14 protein-coding genes and 1 rRNA gene are annotated in these 17,225 nt (G+C 66.1%); all 15 read right to left on the minus strand.

Annotation, left to right across the window (positions count from 1 at the left end; all coding sequences use genetic code 11):
* Nucleotides 1–576 (minus strand): 16S ribosomal RNA (locus tag MHX64_RS10110); the annotation flags it as partial.
* Nucleotides 577–1,195: 619 nt separating this feature from the next.
* Nucleotides 1,196–2,458: a tyrosine--tRNA ligase gene (gene tyrS, locus MHX64_RS10115; protein ID WP_239357304.1), complete on the minus strand. Its 1,263-nt coding sequence runs from the start codon at nucleotides 2,456–2,458 to the stop codon at nucleotides 1,196–1,198.
* Between the two features lie 12 nt (nucleotides 2,459–2,470).
* On the minus strand, nucleotides 2,471–2,650 hold the full coding sequence (locus MHX64_RS10120; protein ID WP_239357303.1) for a Trm112 family protein: 180 nt from the start codon (nucleotides 2,648–2,650) through the stop codon (nucleotides 2,471–2,473).
* Nucleotides 2,647–3,297 carry a hypothetical protein gene (locus tag MHX64_RS10125; protein ID WP_181888368.1) on the minus strand — a complete coding sequence of 217 codons (651 nt, stop codon included), beginning with the start codon at nucleotides 3,295–3,297 and terminating at the stop codon, nucleotides 2,647–2,649. Before MHX64_RS10125 ends, MHX64_RS10120 begins: the two co-directional genes overlap by 4 nt.
* Nucleotides 3,284–4,876 carry an extracellular solute-binding protein gene (locus tag MHX64_RS10130; protein ID WP_239357301.1) on the minus strand — a complete coding sequence of 531 codons (1,593 nt, stop codon included), beginning with the start codon at nucleotides 4,874–4,876 and terminating at the stop codon, nucleotides 3,284–3,286. Before MHX64_RS10130 ends, MHX64_RS10125 begins: the two co-directional genes overlap by 14 nt.
* Complete coding sequence (locus MHX64_RS10135) at nucleotides 4,873–6,048, minus strand: hypothetical protein (protein WP_239357299.1); 1,176 nt, start codon at nucleotides 6,046–6,048, stop codon at nucleotides 4,873–4,875. Before MHX64_RS10135 ends, MHX64_RS10130 begins: the two co-directional genes overlap by 4 nt.
* Nucleotides 6,049–6,097: 49 nt before the next feature.
* On the minus strand, nucleotides 6,098–7,534 hold the full coding sequence (argH, locus tag MHX64_RS10140) for an argininosuccinate lyase (protein WP_239357297.1): 1,437 nt from the start codon (nucleotides 7,532–7,534) through the stop codon (nucleotides 6,098–6,100).
* Nucleotides 7,535–7,537: 3 nt separating this feature from the next.
* Nucleotides 7,538–8,752 (minus strand): argininosuccinate synthase, encoded by a 1,215-nt coding sequence (locus MHX64_RS10145; protein ID WP_239357296.1) that lies wholly within the window; start codon nucleotides 8,750–8,752, stop codon nucleotides 7,538–7,540.
* 80 nt (nucleotides 8,753–8,832) lie between these two features.
* Complete coding sequence (locus tag MHX64_RS10150) at nucleotides 8,833–9,330, minus strand: arginine repressor (protein WP_239357295.1); 498 nt, start codon at nucleotides 9,328–9,330, stop codon at nucleotides 8,833–8,835.
* Nucleotides 9,327–10,268: an ornithine carbamoyltransferase gene (gene argF, locus MHX64_RS10155; RefSeq protein WP_239357294.1), complete on the minus strand. Its 942-nt coding sequence runs from the start codon at nucleotides 10,266–10,268 to the stop codon at nucleotides 9,327–9,329. The genes MHX64_RS10150 and argF overlap by 4 nt, the downstream gene beginning before the upstream one ends.
* Nucleotides 10,269–10,272: 4 nt before the next feature.
* The gene (locus tag MHX64_RS10160; protein WP_239357293.1) at nucleotides 10,273–11,451 is read right to left on the minus strand and encodes an acetylornithine transaminase; all 1,179 of its coding nucleotides are present in this window, start codon (nucleotides 11,449–11,451) and stop codon (nucleotides 10,273–10,275) included.
* Nucleotides 11,448–12,383: an acetylglutamate kinase gene (gene argB, locus MHX64_RS10165; RefSeq protein ID WP_255711400.1), complete on the minus strand. Its 936-nt coding sequence runs from the start codon at nucleotides 12,381–12,383 to the stop codon at nucleotides 11,448–11,450. Before argB ends, MHX64_RS10160 begins: the two co-directional genes overlap by 4 nt.
* Nucleotides 12,384–12,395: 12 nt before the next feature.
* Nucleotides 12,396–13,556: a bifunctional glutamate N-acetyltransferase/amino-acid acetyltransferase ArgJ gene (gene argJ, locus MHX64_RS10170; protein ID WP_239357291.1), complete on the minus strand. Its 1,161-nt coding sequence runs from the start codon at nucleotides 13,554–13,556 to the stop codon at nucleotides 12,396–12,398.
* A 50-nt stretch (nucleotides 13,557–13,606) separates the two neighbouring features.
* Nucleotides 13,607–14,662, minus strand: a complete 1,056-nt coding sequence (argC, locus tag MHX64_RS10175; RefSeq protein ID WP_239357290.1) for an N-acetyl-gamma-glutamyl-phosphate reductase — start codon at nucleotides 14,660–14,662, stop codon at nucleotides 13,607–13,609.
* A gap of 54 nt (nucleotides 14,663–14,716) precedes the next feature.
* Complete coding sequence (pheT, locus tag MHX64_RS10180; RefSeq protein ID WP_239357289.1) at nucleotides 14,717–17,224, minus strand: phenylalanine--tRNA ligase subunit beta; 2,508 nt, start codon at nucleotides 17,222–17,224, stop codon at nucleotides 14,717–14,719.
* Nucleotide 17,225: the final 1 nt, after the last annotated feature.

A 17,225-nucleotide genomic window follows, 5' to 3' on the forward strand; every position in this document is an offset into this window, starting at 1 on the left:
GACGCGACAAACCACCTACGAGCTCTTTACGCCCAGTAATTCCGGACAACGCTCGCACCCTACGTATTACCGCGGCTGCTGGCACGTAGTTAGCCGGTGCTTCTTCTCCAGGTACCGTCACATAACGCTTCGTCCCTAGCGAAAGGAGTTTACAACCCGAAGGCCGTCATCCCCCACGCGGCGTCGCTGCATCAGGCTTGCGCCCATTGTGCAATATTCCCCACTGCTGCCTCCCGTAGGAGTCTGGGCCGTATCTCAGTCCCAATGTGGCCGTACACCCTCTCAGGCCGGCTACCCGTCGACGCCTTGGTAGGCCATTACCCCACCAACAAGCTGATAGGCCGCGAGCTCATCCCACACCGAAAAAACTTTCCACAATGGCATCCAAACCATCGTCCTATCCGGTATTAGACCCAGTTTCCCAGGCTTATCCCGAAGTGCAGGGCAGATCACCCACGTGTTACTCACCCGTTCGCCACTCGAGTACCCCTGCAAGCAGGAGCCTTTCCGTTCGACTTGCATGTGTTAAGCACGCCGCCAGCGTTCATCCTGAGCCAGGATCAAACTCTCCACAAAAACAGTTTCAGAAGAAACAGGCCGTGAAAAGCCCAAACCCAACCAAAAACAAACCAACCAACACAAAGTGCTGGACTGGCAAAATCCAAAAATTACAAAGGTTCAACACCAACCCCCAACCCGACGGGGCACAAAGGAGGCTGGCCAAAAAATACGTGAAACATGTTCAACCACACCCCACGCACACTGAACCAAACAGATGACGCGATCCATCATTGGAATTCAACCACGCCACCACCGGCACACACCCACAACAGGGCACACACCACACAGTGCACAAAACGAGGCAGGCAAACACACCCACGCAACAAAAGTACATTGGCACACTATCGAGTTCTCAAACAACACCAGCACACCCACCAACCAGAACCAAACACGGCCCCAGCCGGAAAAAGCGGCTTCGTCAGAAGCTACACAACCAACCAACCAAAAGTCAAACTCACGTTAAACCCCGGTTAACCAGAACGTAACCCCTATTCACTTAAACCATTCCCTCCAAGCGGCCGAACCGCTCAGAAGCAACGGATGGATATATAACCACGAAGCTAGATACAACACAAAACGCCCAGGCCAGATGGTAAGTCCGGGCCTGGGCGTTAGCTCGTCGTAAAGCAGATTGCTAGACGCGCTTCGCTCCCGCGAAGTTCTTCTTACCGCGGCGAAGCACCAGCCAGGAACCGTGGAGGAAGTCGTCCTCGGTGGGCACCCACGCCTCATCCTCGATGCGGACGTTGTTCACGTACGCGCCACCCTCCTTGATGGAACGGCGGGCGGCACCCTTGGAATCCGCGAGACCTGCGCCGACGAGCAGATCCACGATGGTGGTCTCGCCGGAGAACTCGAAGACGTCGGTCTCGGAGACGGACGCGGCAAGGGTCGCCTCGTCCAGATCCGCAAGCTCGGCGCGGCCGAACAGCGCCTGGGATGCGAGCTCGACGGCCTCGCGCGCCTCGACGCCATGGACCAGATCCGTCATTTCCTGGGCAAGGCGGCGCTGCGCCTCGCGCTTGAACGGGCGCTCCTCCACCTCGACCTCGAGGCGGGAGAGCTCCTCCTGGTCCAAGAAAGTGAACCAGCGCAGGTAGCGGATCACGTCGGCGTCCGCGGTGTTGACGAAGTACTGGTACCAGGTGTACGGGCTGGTCATCTCTGGGTCGAGCCACAGGGACCCGCCGCCGGTGGACTTGCCAAACTTCTTGCCCTCGGAATCCGTGACCAGCGGAACGGTCAGCGCGTGGGTCTGCGCGCCGTCGATGCGGCGGTTCAGGTCCACGCCGGCCACAAGGTTGCCCCACTGGTCGCCGCCGCCGATCTGCAGGATGCAGTCGTGCGCGCGGCGCAGCTGCACAAAGTCGTTGGCCTGCAGCAGCATGTAGGAGAACTCGGTGTAAGAAATGCCGTCGTTTTCCAGGCGGCGCTTCACCGTCTCGCGGCCCAGCATGGTGGACAGGGAGAAGTGCTTGCCGATGTCGCGCAGGAACTCGATCGCGCTGAGGTCCTTGGTCCAGTCGTTGTTGTTGACCAGCTTCGCGGCGTTGTCGCCGTCGAAGTGCACGAAGCGCTTGAGCTGGCCGGAGATGCGCTCCGCCCAATCCTTCACGGTGTCCGCGGAGTTCATGGACCGCTCCCCTACGTCGCGCGGATCGCCTATCATGCCGGTGGCGCCGCCGGCCAGCACGATCGGTGTGTGGCCGGCCTCCTGGAAGCGGCGCAGCATCAGAAGCGGCACGAGGTGGCCGGCGTGCAGCGACGGGCCGGTCGGGTCGAAGCCGCAGTACAGGGTGATCGGCGCTTGCGCGGCTTCGCGCAGGTTGTCTAGGTCGGTGGACTGGTTGATCAGCCCTCGCCAGGTCAGCTCATCAATGATGTTGGTGGAAGTCATGGTCGCTTTCTTCTAGTTCGCGGGGGTGTAGGGCTCTGCTTCGTTGATGAGCAAAACCGGGATGCCGTCGTCGATGCGATAGGCAATTCCGAGGCGTTCGTTGACCAGGAGCTGCTTTTCCTGGTTGTACTCCAGCGGGCCCTTGTCCTTGGGGCACGCGAGGACGCTGAGAAGCTTCGGATCCAGACTCATGGTTTCGGATCGTACCCGTCGCCGCCGCGGTAGCTGTCGTCGAGTCCGGGCAACTCCCCGAGCTCCTCCCTCAAAAACTGCGCCTGGGAATCCATCGCCCGCAGGTTGTCGTCCAATATGCCCTGCCGCACCCGTCCTGCCGCGCGCGTGAGCGTGGTCAAAGAGTCCACTACCACCCGCACCGCGGAGGCGTCGCGGTACTGCGGGGCATCGAGATACGTATCGACGACCTCCGGGTAGTACACCTTCACCACATTCCAAATCGTCTGGCGGTGCTCCGGGGTAGGTTCCAGGTGCTCCCATTCCGAGAGTACGAACCGGACAGTGTCTTCGAGCGCACGTGCCTGGGCCATCACCTGGCGCGGCGGGCGGGCGCCGCCCAAACGCCTGGAGGTCTCCTGCAGCGACCGCTCCAGCACCACCGGGGTGGGCTCCGCCGGCGCCACGGGCAGCTCCTTGGGTGTGCGCGCGGGGGTCAGCGCCGCGCCCGCCCCGTAGGCCGCCAGCGCCGCCACCGGCCAGTAGACACCGATACCCACCACCAGGTGCAGAACAACCACCAGGATGGCAAGCACCAGCCCGACCTGGTTCTTCGGCGACGCAAAGTAGCGGGCGAACGCGTTGCCTGAAACATTATTGGAAGCCACGGATCTCCTTAAACGCCGCCGCGAGGTCGCCGCCGAGCGCGTCGAACACTTCGCCGCCGGTCAGCTCCGCCAGTTCACGCATCTCCGACTCGCTAGCGTCGCCGTAGAGGATCACAAACACCGGCACGGACCGCTGTGCGGCCGGCAGCTGCTCGTACTCCTCCTTGAACTTGGAAAAGCGGGGCCCGACGGTGTCTTGGCCGTCGCTGAGCAGGACTATCGACGGAATCCCGCCGGCCGGATCCGTCTCGCGCAGTGCTTCAAGCAGCGTCTGGTACATCGCCGTGGAGCCGCTGGCACTGAGCCCATCCACGTAGTTGGTCAGCTCCGCGGCCGCCGCCGGGTCCTCGTGGGAGAACCGCGCCGTCACGGGGTCGTTCGGCCTGCTGTCGAAGGACTGCAGCGTGACGTTCTCCCGGTCGCGCAGGGAGACGTCGCCGGTGAGGGTGGAAGCGGAGCCGTCGATAAGCGAATGCATGATGTCTTTCAGCGACGCGATGCGCTGGCCCTCCATCGAACCCGAGGTGTCCAGCACAAACGTGGTGGTGCCGGGCTGGCGGTAGGAGTTGTCGTAGGCGTACAGGAGCTCGTTCACCACGCCTTCGTTCGCGGGGAACGGCAGCTCGATGACCTGCTGGTCCGCGATCTCCGCGGGCAGGTTGTCCACCTGCGTCACCGGCCTGCGGAAGGTGTCGGCGATGTCGGGCTGGTGCTCCAGGAGCCAATTCGCAAGCTTCTCGACGCGCTCCCGCGCGTCCGCATTCGCCGGCTGCGAAAGCGCGGACAGGGGGTAATCCGCGGAGATCACGCCGTCGGCCGGGACCACGACCTCGATGGGCTGGCCCTGCTGGCGCATCTGGTGCAGCGTGGACTCGTAGTTGACGATCGCGTCCGCGCGCTCCGGATCGTCGGCGAACGCCTCGGCCAACCACCCGGAGGACCCGGAGACCATGGTTTGGGCCTGGAACAGCTGCTCGAGGCGCGGGCCCACGCGCTCCAGGTCCGCCGGCGCGATGGCGTCGCCGGTGTCCGCCAGCGCGGTGGCAACGGCGACGAGCGCGGAGAACCCGGAGTTGGACGCCTGCGGGTTGGTCATGCCGAAGCTGAACTCCCCGGCCTCCGCGGCTGCGGCGAACTCCGCCCACGTGGGCTGCTTGGCGTCCCAGCCGAGGCGCTTGGCGCTGTCCTCCCAGACGCCGAACGCTATGGGGCTGGTGGCGATCTTCGTCTCGCCGTCGAGCTTGTCGGTGGCGCCAATGAGGTTGACGTAGCGGTTGGTGGCGAACCAGGTGGCGTCCACTTTTCCGTCGAAGTCGCCGCGCTTGAGGGTCTGCGAGTTGTCCAGGGTGCCGCCGGGAAATTGCATGTCGATGGAGAAGCCGAGGTCCTTGGCGGCCTGGTCGACCAGGCCCTCGAGATCCTTCAGCTCTGTCGCGGCGACGATGGTCAGGTCCGCCGACTTGCCGGAACCGGAGCCAGCGCCGAAGCCCGAGGAACCGGAAGTGCCGCCGTCGAGCGAGACGCACGAGGCGAGCATGAGCGACATCAGGGCGGCGAGCGCCGCGAATAGGCGTTTCATTGGTCGTCCTCCTTCACCGGCGCGGGCGCTCCGGCGTAGCGTTGTCCCACTCCGTCGATGAGCTGCTCGAGCCTGTCGTAGGAGGGCGGGTCGATGGAATTGACGTAGTCGGAAGGCGCTTCGAGACCGCGGTCCTCGAGTTCCTGCGCCAAGCTGCCGGAGTTCGCGGGGCGGAACCCGTGGCGCGCGGCGAGCTGCTGCAGCTGCGGGTCGTTCGACAGCAGGCGACCGAGCTCCTTGCCGCCCTCCGAGACACCGACGATGCCGTGGTTCGCGAGCACGGTGGGGCTCAAGTGCAGCAGCACCATGTCGTCCCGGATGCGCGAGTTCGGCCGCATCTGCTCGCCCAAGAACTGCGCCTCGTAGACCATCACCATGGGCGCCGCGCCGATGCCCTGGCTCAGGTAGTCCGTGAACGGCCCCGAGGAGGACGCCTCGCTATACCCTTGCGCGGTGAAGAACGGGGCGATCTCGTCGATGAGGTACCCGACGTCGTCCCTGCGCTCCGGGTCGCGCTCGGCCACCTCCCACGCCAGCAGCGACAGGTACATCGCCGCGGAGTTGGAGGTGCGGATGTCCGTGGAGCGGATCTGCACATTGCGTGGCGACGGGTACGCCTCGCCCAGATCACGCCAACGTTTGCCGGAACGGGCCAGGTCCATGTACTTGTTCACGTCCAGGGTGTACGCGCCGTTTTGCTCGCTGACCACGCCTTCTGCCACGAGGAGGTCAGCGATCGGCTTCCAGCTCGCCACCGCCATCGGCGTGAAGAACGGGAAGTCCACGGAATAGCCGCTGCCCTGCTCGCGCACCTTCTGCGTCGCCGGCGCCGAGGAGGGGAAGACGAAGTCCTGCTCCGCGATGTCCGTGGTGGTGGCGATCTGGCGGGAGCCGGCGGTGGTGACGCTGACGCGATACCCCAGCTCCTCCAGCCGGGCCACCACGTCGGGGTCCTCGAAATAGGCCCGCTTTTCCGAGCCGATCACGCCGTGCAGCTGCGTCAGCTTGCCGCCGGACCCGCCGGTTGTTCCCCCTTCATCCCCGTCGCCGAAGGGCAACAGCCCCCGACCCAGCGCGACGGCGGCGATGACCACCCCAACTAAAATGACGCCAAGCACCACGGAGACTTTCCGTCCCCGGGGCTTGGCGTCATGGCTGCTCGGCACATTCATATCTCACATGCTAAATGGCCGGGCCGAGATGCGCGCCACAATCGACGAACTACTGCGCGCGCACCGGCGTTGTCGCCCACTCGCGCGCGGCCTTGTTCGCCTCCCGCACACGCTCGCGCTGCTCCTCCACTCGCGGGCGCGCGGTGCCGCCGCGGGTGTCGCGGGATGCCACCGCACCGTCAACGGTGAGCACTTCGCGGACCTCCGGAAGCAATCGCTTATCGACGCTTTGCAGTTCCTCGTCCGTCAAGTCGACCAGGTCCACGCCTCGGGATTCCGCGATGCGCACGCAGGCGCCGGATGCCTCGTGGGCCTCGCGGAACGGCACGCCCTGGCGCACCATCCACTCGGCCAGATCCGTCGCCAGCGTGAACCCTGCCGGGGCCAGCTCGCGCATTCGGTCCTCGTGGAACGTCAGGGTGGACACCAGGCCGGTGAACGCCGGCAAGAGAATGGACAGCTGGGTCACCGAATCCACCAGCGGCTCCTTGTCCTCCTGCAGGTCGCGGTTATACGCCAGCGGCATCGCTTTCAGCGTGGACAAAAGACCGGTGAGGTTGCCAATCAAGCGTCCAGCCTTGCCGCGGGCGAGCTCCGGCACGTCGGGGTTCTTCTTCTGCGGCATGATCGACGAGCCCGTGGACCACGCGTCGTGCAGGGTGACGTAGCCGAACTCCGGCGTGGACCAGGCGATGATCTCCTCGGCGAAGCGGGAGACGTCGATCGCGATCTGCGCCAGCACGTACGCCGATTCTGCCGCGAAATCGCGCGACGCGGTGCCATCAAGGGAGTTATCGGTGGCGGAGTCGAAGCCGAGCTCTGCGGCGATCGCCTCCGGGTCCAGGTGCAGTGAGGATCCTGCCAGCGCACCGGAGCCGTACGGCGAAACTGCAAGACGCTTGTCCGCGTCCTGGATGCGCTCCAGGTCGCGCAGCAGCGGCTGGGCGTGGGCCAGAAGGGAGTGCGCGAGCAGGATCGGCTGCGCGGCCTGGAAGTGGGTCTTGCCCGGCATGACCGCGTCCGGGTGCGCCTCGGCCTGCTGAACGATCGCGTCGATGAGGTCCGAGACGTCCTGGGCCACGCCGCGGAGTGCGTCGCGCAGCCACATGCGGAACATCGCCGCAACCTGGTCGTTGCGGGAACGGCCCGCGCGCAGGCGACCACCGATCTCGGGACCGACGCGGTCGATCAGGCCCCGCTCCATCGCGCCGTGCACGTCCTCGTCGGTGGGCAGCGGGCCGAACGAGCCGTCGGCAACATCGCGGCCGAGTTTGTCGAGGCCGTCGAGCATCACCGTGAGGTTGTCGTCGCTAAGCAAACCTGCCTTGTTGAGCACTTTCGCGTGCGCCTTGGACGCGAGCACATCGTAGGGCGCGAGCACCCAGTCGAAGTGGGTGGACACGGACAGGGCGAACATCGCCTCCGAGGGGCCGCCGGAGAAGCGGCCGCCCCACAGCGCGCCCTCGTTGGTCTTGTGCTGCTGCATCGACTACTTCTCCTGGTCGGAGCCGGCCGCGCGATCGCGCTTGTTGGCGATCTGGGAGGACAGACCGTGCAGGCGCACAAAGCCCTTGGCCAGGGTCTGGTCGAAGGAATCGCCGGTGTCGTAAGTGGCGAGGTTGAAGTCGTACAGGGAGTGGTTGGAGCGGCGGCCGTTGACGGTGCATTTGCCGGCGTGCAGCACCATGCGGATGTCGCCGGTGACGTGCTCCTGGGTGGACTCGATGAACGCGTCCAGGGAGCGCTTCAGCGGGCCGAACCAGAGGCCGTCGTAGACTTCCTCAGACCAGCGGGCGTCGATGAGGCGCTTGTAGCGGGCCAGCTCGCGCTCGACGGTGACATCCTCGAGCGCCTTGTGCGCGGTGATCAGCGCAACAGCACCCGGTGCTTCGTAGACCTCGCGGGACTTGATGCCCACCAGGCGGTCCTCCACCATGTCCAGGCGGCCGATGCCCTGGGCGCCGGCGCGGCGGTTCAGCTCCTCGATGGCTTCGAGGACGGTGACCTTGCGGCCGTCGATAGCCACCGGCTTACCTGCCTCGAAGGAAATGATTACCTCGTCCGGGGCGTTGCCCAGCGCCGGATCCTCGGTGTAGGCGTAGAGGTCCTTTGTCGGCGGGTTCCACAGGTCCTCCAAAAAGCCGGTCTCAACCGCGCGGCCCCAGACGTTCTGGTCGATGGAGAACGGCGAAGCCGCAGACTGCTCGATGGGCAGGTCCTTGCCCTCGGCGTACTCGATGGCCTTGTCGCGGGTCCAGGCGTAGTCGCGGGCCGGGGCGATGATCTCCAGGTCCGGATCCTGGTTGAGGAAGCCGACCTCGAAACGGACCTGGTCGTTGCCCTTGCCGGTGCAGCCGTGGGCGACGTGGGTGCCGCCGTACTTGTGGCCGGCCTCCACCAGGTGCTTGACAATCAGCGGGCGAGAAATTGCGGAGACCAGCGGGTACTCGCCCTGGTACATGCCGTTGGCCTTGATGGTGGGCAGGCAGTACTCCTCGGCGAACTCGTCCTTGGCGTCCACCACAATGGACTCGACAGCGCCGCAGTCCAGCGCTCGCTGGCGCACGGACTCCATGTCCTCGCCTCCCTGGCCCAGGTCCAGGGAGACGGCGATGACCTCGCCGCCGGTCATTTCGGCGAGGTATGGGATGGCGACAGAGGTGTCCAGGCCGCCCGAATACGCGAGCACAACGCGGTTAGTCATGGGGAAAGTTCTCCTTCGAATTCCAGGACGATTCAGAATTATTCAGTGTAAGTAAAATTATGCGATCGGCGCCGCAATGTCTACTCGCCGACGTTTTCCTTCAGCCCGAACAGCTGCTGCGCCAGCTCTTTCCCGGTGAGGGGCTCGCGGGCGACCACGAAGACCGTGTCATCGCCAGCGATGGAGCCGACCACTTGGTCGAGCCCCACGCGGTCGATGTAGCTGGCCAGATACTGGGCGGCGCCCGGCGGCGTGCGCACCACGGCGATCTGCCCGGAGTAGTCGACGGAGACGACCAGCTCCTCGATCATGCGGCGCAGCTTCTCGCGCGGGCCGGAGTGCGCCGCTTCGAGCGAATCTGCCTCGCCGCCCACGGTGTAGTAGGCGCGCCCGCCTGCGCGGGGGCGCACCTTCTTCGCGCCGAGCTCGTCGAGGTCGCGCGAGAGGGTGGCTTGGGTAATGTCGATGCCCTCGTCCAGCAGCAGCTCGGACAGCTGCACCTGGGAGGACACGCGGGTTGATTCGAGCAGCTCGAGGATTCTCGCCTGCCGCGCAGTGCGGGATACAGGTTGGGTCATACTTGGTGCTCCAAAAGCCAGGCCAGCAGCGCCTTTTGGGCGTGCAGGCGGTTTTCCGCTTCATCAAAGACGCGCGATTGCGGCCCGTCGATGACGTCCGCGGCGACTTCGCTCCCGCGGTACGCGGGAAGGCAATGCAAGAATATTGCATCCTCCGCCGCGCGCGACATCAGGGCAGCATCCACCTGGTACGGCAAAAACGGCGTGCGGCGGTCCTTGCCGTCTTCCTCCATACCCATGGACACCCACGTGTCCGTGATGACCACGTTGGCGCCCTCCGCAGCCGCGATATCCGAGGTCACGGCGACTTTCGCCCCGGTTTCCTCGCCGCGGCGCCGTGCGCGTTCGACGAACTCTTCGCGCGGCTGGAAGCCTTCCGGGGCGATAACGGTGATGTCCACCCCGGCGGTGGCGAACCCGATGAGGTAGGAGTTGGCCATGTTGTTGTCCCCGTCGCCCAGGTAGACGGCCTTGAGCCCCTTCAGCCCCGCCGGGCCCTCATCCGGGCAGAAGTTCTCCACCACCGTCTGCAGGTCCGCGAGGATCTGGCACGGGTGCAGGTCGTCGGACAGCGCGTTGACGATCGGCACGGTGGCCGTCTCCGCCATCTCCCGCAGGTTGTCATGGGAGTAGGTGCGCCACACAATCGCCTCCACAAACCGCGACAGCACCGCGCCGGTGTCCTGGTAGTTCTCCTTCGTGCCCATCTGCGAGTTGCCACTTTCGGTGACAATCGCGTGCCCGCCCAGCTGCGCGATGCCGGCGTCGAAGGAGTAGCGGGTGCGGGTGGAGGTTTTATCGAACAGCACCGCGACCGACTTCGGCCCCTCGAGCGGCCGGCGCGAGAAGGGCTCGCGCTTCAGCTCCGCAGCCAGCGCGAGCACCTCCGCTTGCTCGTTGGGTGTCAGGTCGTCGTCTGCCAGGAAGTGTCTGACCATCGGTTTAGCTCCTTTCTTTCGCTGCGTCGATTGCGCGGGCGAGGCGCTTTACCGCCTCAACAATCTCATCGTCGCTGATCACTAGGGGCGGCGTCAGGCGGATGACGTCGTCGCCCGGTGCGTTCACAATCAGGCCTTCTTCAAGCCCATGCTTGACGACGAGCTTCGCCACCGCCTCATCCAGCACCACCCCGAGCATCAGACCCCGCCCGCGGACCTCGGCGACACCGGGGATCTGCGAAGCTGCACTGGTAAGCAGTTGCCCCTTGCGGCGCACCTCGGCGAGGAAGGCCTCGTCGACGACACCCAGCACTGCTTTTGCTGCGGCGCAGGCGACGGGGTTGCCGCCGAAGGTGGTGCCGTGGGAGCCCGGGGTGAACAGCTTCGCTGCCTTGCCGCGGGCGATGGTCGCGCCGATGGGCAGTCCCCCGCCCAATCCTTTGGCCATGGTGATCACGTCCGGCAGGACGCCCTCGTGCTGGAAGGCGAAAAAATCGCCGGTGCGTCCGACGCCGGTTTGGACCTCGTCGGTGATGAAGAGGATCCCGTGGGCGTCGCAAAGATTGCGCACCGCTGTGAGGAAACCTTCCGGCGCGGGGATGACTCCCGTTTCGCCTTGGATGGGCTCCAGGATGATCGCGGCGGTGTTGCCCGGGTCCTGCTGCACCAGGGCCTCGAGCGCCTCGATGTCGCCGTACGGGAAGAACTCGACGCCTGCCGGCATGGGTTCGAACGGCGCGCGCTTGTCCGGCTGGCCGGTCAGTGCGAGCGAGCCCATGGTGCGGCCGTGGAAGCCACGCTCAGCTGCGAGGATGCGGCGGCGGCCGGTCAGGCGCGCGAGCTTGAAGGCGGCCTCGTTCGCCTCGGCGCCGGAGTTGCAGAAAAACACCCGCGCGGTCTTGTCCCCGACCCGGGCGCGCAGCGCCTCGGCGACCTCAACTACCGGCCGGGAGCCGAAGATGTTGGAGACGTGGCCAAGCGTCGCCACCTGCGCGCTGACCGCGTCCACAATGGCCGGGTGCGCGTGGCCGAGCGCGTTGACGGCGATGCCGGCGAGCATGTCGATGTAGGTGTCGCCCTCCGCGTCAGTGACCGTGGAGCCCTCGCCGGAGACGAGCTCCACCGGCGGCGCGGGGTAGGTATCTAAAAGCGCGGAAGTCCAGCGCGAAGAAAACTCGCTCATGCGTCGTCCTTTCTGAAAATTGTGCCGTCCGGGTAGTGCGCGCGGTCGTAGTCGTCCGGCAGCACCATGGTGCCAACGCCTCCCATCGTCAGCAGCTCCAGCAGCACCGAGTGGGCCACGCGGCCGTCGATCACGTGCGCCGCCTTCACCCCGCCCTGGACCGCGGTGAGGCAGGCCTCCATCTTGGGAATCATGCCGGTGTCCAAGCCGGGCAACATCTTGGCCAGCTCGCCCGCTTCAATCTTGGACAGCAGCGAGTCTTTGTTCGGCCAGTCCGTGTACAGCCCCTCGACGTTGGTGAGCACCACCAGGCGCTCGGCGCCGATCGCTGCGGCGAGCGCACCCGCGGCCTCGTCGGCGTTGATGTTGTACACCTCGCCGTGCTCCCCCGGTGCGATGCCGGAGACCACTGGGATCCGGCCGGCCTCGATGATGTCCATCACCGCCTCCGGGTTCACGTCCGTGATCGTGCCCACCAGGCCGATGTCCTGTGGCTGGCCGTCGACGACCATCTCGCGCTGCTTGGCGGTAAACAGCCCGGCGTCCTCGCCCGACGTGCCCACAGCGTAGGGCCCGTGGGAGTTGATCTTGCCCAGCAGGTCCCGGCCCACCTGGCCGAAGAGCACCATGCGCACCACGTCCAGAATCTCCGGGGTGGTCACGCGGAACCCGCCGATGAACTCCCCGCCGTCCAGCCCCAAGCGGCCGAGCATCTGGGTGATCTGCGGCCCGCCGCCGTGCACCACCACGGGCTTCGCGCCCACGGTGCGCAAAAACACCATGTCAGCGGCGAACGCGGCCTTCAAGTCCTCGTCGATCATGGCGTTGCCGCCGTACTTCACCACCACGATCTTGTCGCGGTAATGCTGAAGCCACGGCAGCGCCTCCGCCAGCACAGTGGCGCGCTGCTCATTGGTCAGATTCGGCATCATGTCTCGCACCTCCTAGCTGCTGTAGGCCGAGTTGATCTCAACGTAGGCGTGCGACAGGTCCGTCGTGCGCACCGTCGCGCGCCCCTCGCCGCCGGTGCCCAGGTCCACCACCACAGCGATGTCCGCCCCGCTCAGATCCACCTCGCGCGCGCCGGGGAGTCCGGCGGAGTACTCGCAGACGGTGTGCCCGTTGAAGGTCACCGAGATGTTGTCCGCGTCCATCTCCGCGTCCGCCATGCCCACGGCGGCGAGCACGCGGCCCCAGTTCGGGTCGGAGCCGAACATCGCCGTTTTGACCAGGCTGTCGCGGCCGATGGTGCGCGCGGCGTTGAGCGCTTGCTCGTCGTCCGCGGCGCCTTCGACGGTGATGCTCACACGCTTGGTCACGCCCTCGGCGTCGGACTGCATCATCGCCGCCAGCTGTGCGCAGGCCTCGTACACCGCCGCGTCCAGCTCGTCCTGGTCCGGGGATACCCCACTCGCGCCGCTAGTCATCGTGATGACGGTGTCGTTGGTGGAGGTAGAACCGTCGATGTCCAGGGTGTTGAAGGTGGTTGCCGTGGCGCGCTCCAGCGCGGTCTGCAGCGCCTGGGCCTCCACCTTCGCGTCGGTGGTCAGGCACACCAGCATCGTCGCCAGCGACGGCGCCATCATGCCGGCACCTTTGCCCATGCCGCCGATAGTCCAGCCGTCGCCCTTGACCAGCACTTGCTTGGCGACGGTATCGGTAGTGCGGATGGCTTCGGCGGCGTCCGCGCCGTGGTCGCCGAGCTGATTGACGACGGCCGCGATGCCGCCTTCCACCTTCTCCATCGGCAGCAGATCGCCGATGATGCCGGTGGAGCAGACGGCCACCTGAGCGGGCTCTGCGCCCACACCTTCGGCCGTAAGCCGCTGCATAGTTTGCGCGTCCTGCAGCCCTTGCTCGCCGGTGCAGGCGTTGGCGTTGCCGGAGTTGAAGACCACAGCCTTCAGTTCGCCGGCTGCTACCGCAGCGCGGCTGACCTTCACGGGCGCGGCGAAGACCTTGTTGCGCGTGAAAACCGCGGCCGCGGCGAATTCGGGACCTTCGTTGACGACGACGGCCATATCCGGGTTGCCGGATGCCTTCAGGCCCGCGCTTGTGGCGGCGGCGGAGAAGCCTTGCGGTGCGGTGACTCCAAGAGTGCTCATGATGGAGGGGTCCTTTCAGGGAATAGAGGGATGGCGTGTCTCGTCGGCGGTTACGGAGCCACCGCGGCTCGCGACAGACCCGCCCTCTCCTCGAACCCGAGCGCGAGGTTCATGCACTGCACCGCCGCTCCCCCGGTACCCTTGGTCAGGTTGTCGATAGCGCTGGTGGCCACAACCTTGCCGGCCGCCTGATCCACTTCGACCTGGACGTGGCACATGTTGGAGCCCACCACGTGCTGCGTCTGCGGCTGCTGGCCGGCAGGCAGCAGGTGCACGAACGGTTCCTCGGCGTAGGCCTTTTCGTATGCAGTGCGCACCGCCTCCGCGTCCGCGCCCTGTGCCAGCGGTGCGGTAACAGTGGTGAGGATGCCGCGCGGCAGCGGCGCGAGCACCGGAGTAAAGCTCACGGTGACCTGACCGTCCGCGACCTCCTCGAGGTTCTGCGCAATCTCCGGTGTGTGCCTGTGCGCACCGGCGACGCTGTAGGCCTTCAGCGAGCCCATCGTCTCCGCGCCAAGCATGTCCACCTTGGCCTTCTTGCCGGCCCCGGACACGCCGGTAATGGCCACCACCGTCAGATCCAGCTCGATCAGGCCAGCCTGCACCGCCGGCCATGCGGCGAGCGTGGCCCCCGTGGGAAAGCACCCGGGAACAGCGATGCGTGTTGCCTTTGCGACGTCCTCTCGGTGCCCCGGCAACTCCGGCAGCCCGTAGGGCCACGCCCCCGCGTGCTCCGAGCCGTAGTATTCGTGCCAGGCCTCAGCGTCGCGCAGGCGGAAGTCGGCGGCGCAGTCGATGACGGTCACGTCCTCGCCAAGTGCTGCGCCGATGGCCGCGGAGTGGCCGTGCGGCAGCCCCAAAAAGACCACGTCGTGGCCGGCGAGCACCTCGACGGTGGTCTCTTCGATGACCCGGTCGGCCAGCTCCGGCAGGTGCGGCATGAGCTCGCCGACACGCTGGCCGGCGTTGGACGCGCCGGTCAGCGCGCCGATCTCCAGCTCGCCCGCGAGATACGCCGGGTGGCCCAGCAGCAGGCGGAGAATTTCACCGCCCGCATAGCCCGTGGCCCCCGCGACCGCTACTTTGACAACCTTGCCTTCTGACATGGCCGCAAGTGTAACAGTTATGCAGTCGCGTGGAAGTTATTCACGGAAAAATATTTAGCCGCGCATTTCTGCGCCGAAGCGCTCCTTGGCCAACTCGGCTGCCTTCAGGCGTGCCTCGGAGGCCTCCTCCTCAGTCAGCGTGCGGTCCGGGGCGCGGAACGCCAAGCCGAACGCGAGGGACTTCTTACCTTCGCCGAGGTTGTCGGAACGGTAGACGTCGAAAAGCGTGACTGCTTCGACGAGCTCGCCCGCACCCTCCTCGACTACGCGGCGCACGTCCTCGGCCGCCACAGCCTCGTCAACAACAAGGGCGATGTCCTGGTTGAGCAGCGGGAATGCGGACAGACGCGGCGCAGGCAGGCGCTCAGCCAGCGGGATGGCAGTCAGATCGATCTCCATCGCGCAGGTGCGCGCCGGCAGGTTCAGCTTCTCCAGGATTTGCGGGTGCAGCTCGCCGGCGTGGCCGACAACCTCGCCGTCAACCTTGAGCGCTGCGCAGCGGCCCGGGTGCCACGGCAGGTACTCGGCAGCCTCGACATCCAGGTCGACGCCGCACACGCGAGCAACGAGCTGGGCGGCCTCGACAGCGTCGGACCACTCGTAGGCACGGCCCTTGCCCCACGGGCCTTCCAGCTCCGTGTTGCCCAGCGCGACGGTCGCGGCGTGGAGGTGCTGCTTCGGCAGTGACTCGATAAGTTCTGCGACAACCTCGTCCGCCGGTCGCTCGGAAACGTCCGGCAGCGGCGAGACGTCCGCGCGCTTTTCCGAGGTCTGCGCCACAGAGTAGATGGCCACATCACCGCGGCCGCGCGCGACGTTTCGGCCTGCGGCCTCCAGCATCGGCGGCAGCAGCGTGGTGCCCAGGATGCCGTAGTCCGCATCGAGCGGGTTCTGCACCTTGACGGTGTTGCGGCGCGGATCGTCCGCGTCGAGGCCCCAGGCGTCGAAGGTGTTGTTGGCGATAAACGGCGTGGGGATGATCTCCGCGTAGCCGGAGTACGCCAGCGCGTGGGTCACCGCACGGCGGCGGCGCTGCAGCGGGCTCAAACCGCGGCCGCCACGGGGCGTGGGCAGGATCGACGGGATGGCGTCCAGGCCCTCCAGACGCACGACCTCCTCGACCAGCTCCACCGGCACGGTGATGTCGGTGCGCCAAGTCGGCGGGGTGACGTCAAGCTCCTCGCCGTCGCCAGCGACCTCGCAGCCGACCTCTTCCAGGCGGCGCACCACGGTCTCGCGTGCGTAATCCACACCGATCAGCTCAGCCGGGCGCGTCGCGCGCATCGCAATCGCCTCACGCTTTTCGACGTCACCGACCAGCGTCTTGCCCGCGTGAATCGTGCCACCGGCGATGTCCACCAGCAGCGCGCAAGCGATGTCGAGAGCGTTTTCCACGAGCTGCGGGTCCACGCCGCGCTCGAAGCGTCGCGAGGCTTCCGAGCTCAGCTTCAGCCGGCGCGCGGTCCGAGCCACGGTCAGCGGGTCCCAGGTCGCGGCCTCGAAGTGGACGTTGACCGTCTCGTCCGAGATCTCGGAGGTGGTGCCGCCCATGACGCCGGCAAGGGACTGAATGCCGTTGTCGTCGCTGATCACCACATCTTCTGCGGTCAGCGTGCGCTCGACGTGGTCGAGCGTTTCAAACTTCTCGCCGTCGGTGGCGTTATGCACGCGCAGGCCACCGGAAATCTTGTCGGCGTCGAAGGCGTGCATCGGCTGGCCGGTCAGCAGCATGACGTAGTTGGTCACGTCCGTCGCGGCGTTGACCGAGCGCACGCCGGCGAGCATAAGCTCGCGCTGCATCCAAAACGGTGCGGTCGCGTTCGGATCGATGCCTTCGACAGTGCGCACGCCGAACCGCTTGGCCTTGGTGGACTCCTCCACGGAAACCGCGATGGTCTCGCCAGACGGAGCCGGCACGCCAGCAATGTCGATGCCAGCGATTGCCGGATCCTGCGCCACGTCGGAGAACTCCAGGTCGAAGGCGGAGGCGATCTCGCGGGTCAGGCCGCGGGCGGACAGGGCGTAGCCGCGGTCCGGAGTGACGTTGACATCGAAGACGGTGTCGTCCGAGCCCAGAATCTCGCGGGCGTCCTGACCGGGGGTGGCGGAGCCGTCGTGAAGCGTAATGATGCCCTCGCTTTTCGCGGCGAGCCCGAGCTCGGCCGCGGAGGCCATCATGCCTGCGGAGATGTGGTCGTAGGTCTCGCGCGCGGAGATCTCGAACCCGCCCGGCAGCACCGCGCCCGGCAGCGAGACGACAACCAAGTCGCCCTGCTTGAAGTTGCGGGCGCCGCAGATGATGCCCTGCGGCTCACCGGTGCCGTTGGCCTGGCCGACATTCACCTGGCAGTAACGGATCGGCTTCTTAAAGCCGGTCAGCTCCTCGATCTCCTCCACGCGGCCGATGACCAGCGGACCGGTGACCTCCGGAAGCGGCGCGTAGCCCTCGGTTTCGAAGCCGACGCGCACGAAGCCCGCGTCGAGCTCCTCGTCGGTGGGGTTGAAATCCTTGTTACCTGCGTTCTGCAGCAGGCGGACGATCCAGTTTTTGGAAATGAGCATT

The organism is Corynebacterium sp. ACRPZ, assembly GCF_022346205.1.
Taxonomy (GTDB): domain Bacteria; phylum Actinomycetota; class Actinomycetes; order Mycobacteriales; family Mycobacteriaceae; genus Corynebacterium; species Corynebacterium lehmanniae.

Coding starts and splice junctions, on each gene's coding strand:
- MHX64_RS10150 (WP_239357295.1), bottom strand. CDS start 9,330: ATGACCCAACCTGTATCCCGCACTGCGCGGCAGGCGAGAATCCTCGAG.
- argF (WP_239357294.1), bottom strand. CDS start 10,268: ATGGTCAGACACTTCCTGGCAGACGACGACCTGACACCCAACGAGCAA.
- pheT (WP_239357289.1), bottom strand. CDS start 17,224: ATGCTCATTTCCAAAAACTGGATCGTCCGCCTGCTGCAGAACGCAGGT.
- MHX64_RS10160 (WP_239357293.1), bottom strand. CDS start 11,451: ATGAGCGAGTTTTCTTCGCGCTGGACTTCCGCGCTTTTAGATACCTAC.
- tyrS (WP_239357304.1), bottom strand. CDS start 2,458: ATGACTTCCACCAACATCATTGATGAGCTGACCTGGCGAGGGCTGATC.
- MHX64_RS10135 (WP_239357299.1), bottom strand. CDS start 6,048: ATGAATGTGCCGAGCAGCCATGACGCCAAGCCCCGGGGACGGAAAGTC.
- argJ (WP_239357291.1), bottom strand. CDS start 13,556: ATGAGCACTCTTGGAGTCACCGCACCGCAAGGCTTCTCCGCCGCCGCC.
- argC (WP_239357290.1), bottom strand. CDS start 14,662: ATGTCAGAAGGCAAGGTTGTCAAAGTAGCGGTCGCGGGGGCCACGGGC.
- argH (WP_239357297.1), bottom strand. CDS start 7,534: ATGCAGCAGCACAAGACCAACGAGGGCGCGCTGTGGGGCGGCCGCTTC.
- MHX64_RS10120 (WP_239357303.1), bottom strand. CDS start 2,650: ATGAGTCTGGATCCGAAGCTTCTCAGCGTCCTCGCGTGCCCCAAGGAC.
- MHX64_RS10130 (WP_239357301.1), bottom strand. CDS start 4,876: ATGAAACGCCTATTCGCGGCGCTCGCCGCCCTGATGTCGCTCATGCTC.
- argB (WP_255711400.1), bottom strand. CDS start 12,383: ATGATGCCGAATCTGACCAATGAGCAGCGCGCCACTGTGCTGGCGGAG.
- MHX64_RS10145 (WP_239357296.1), bottom strand. CDS start 8,752: ATGACTAACCGCGTTGTGCTCGCGTATTCGGGCGGCCTGGACACCTCT.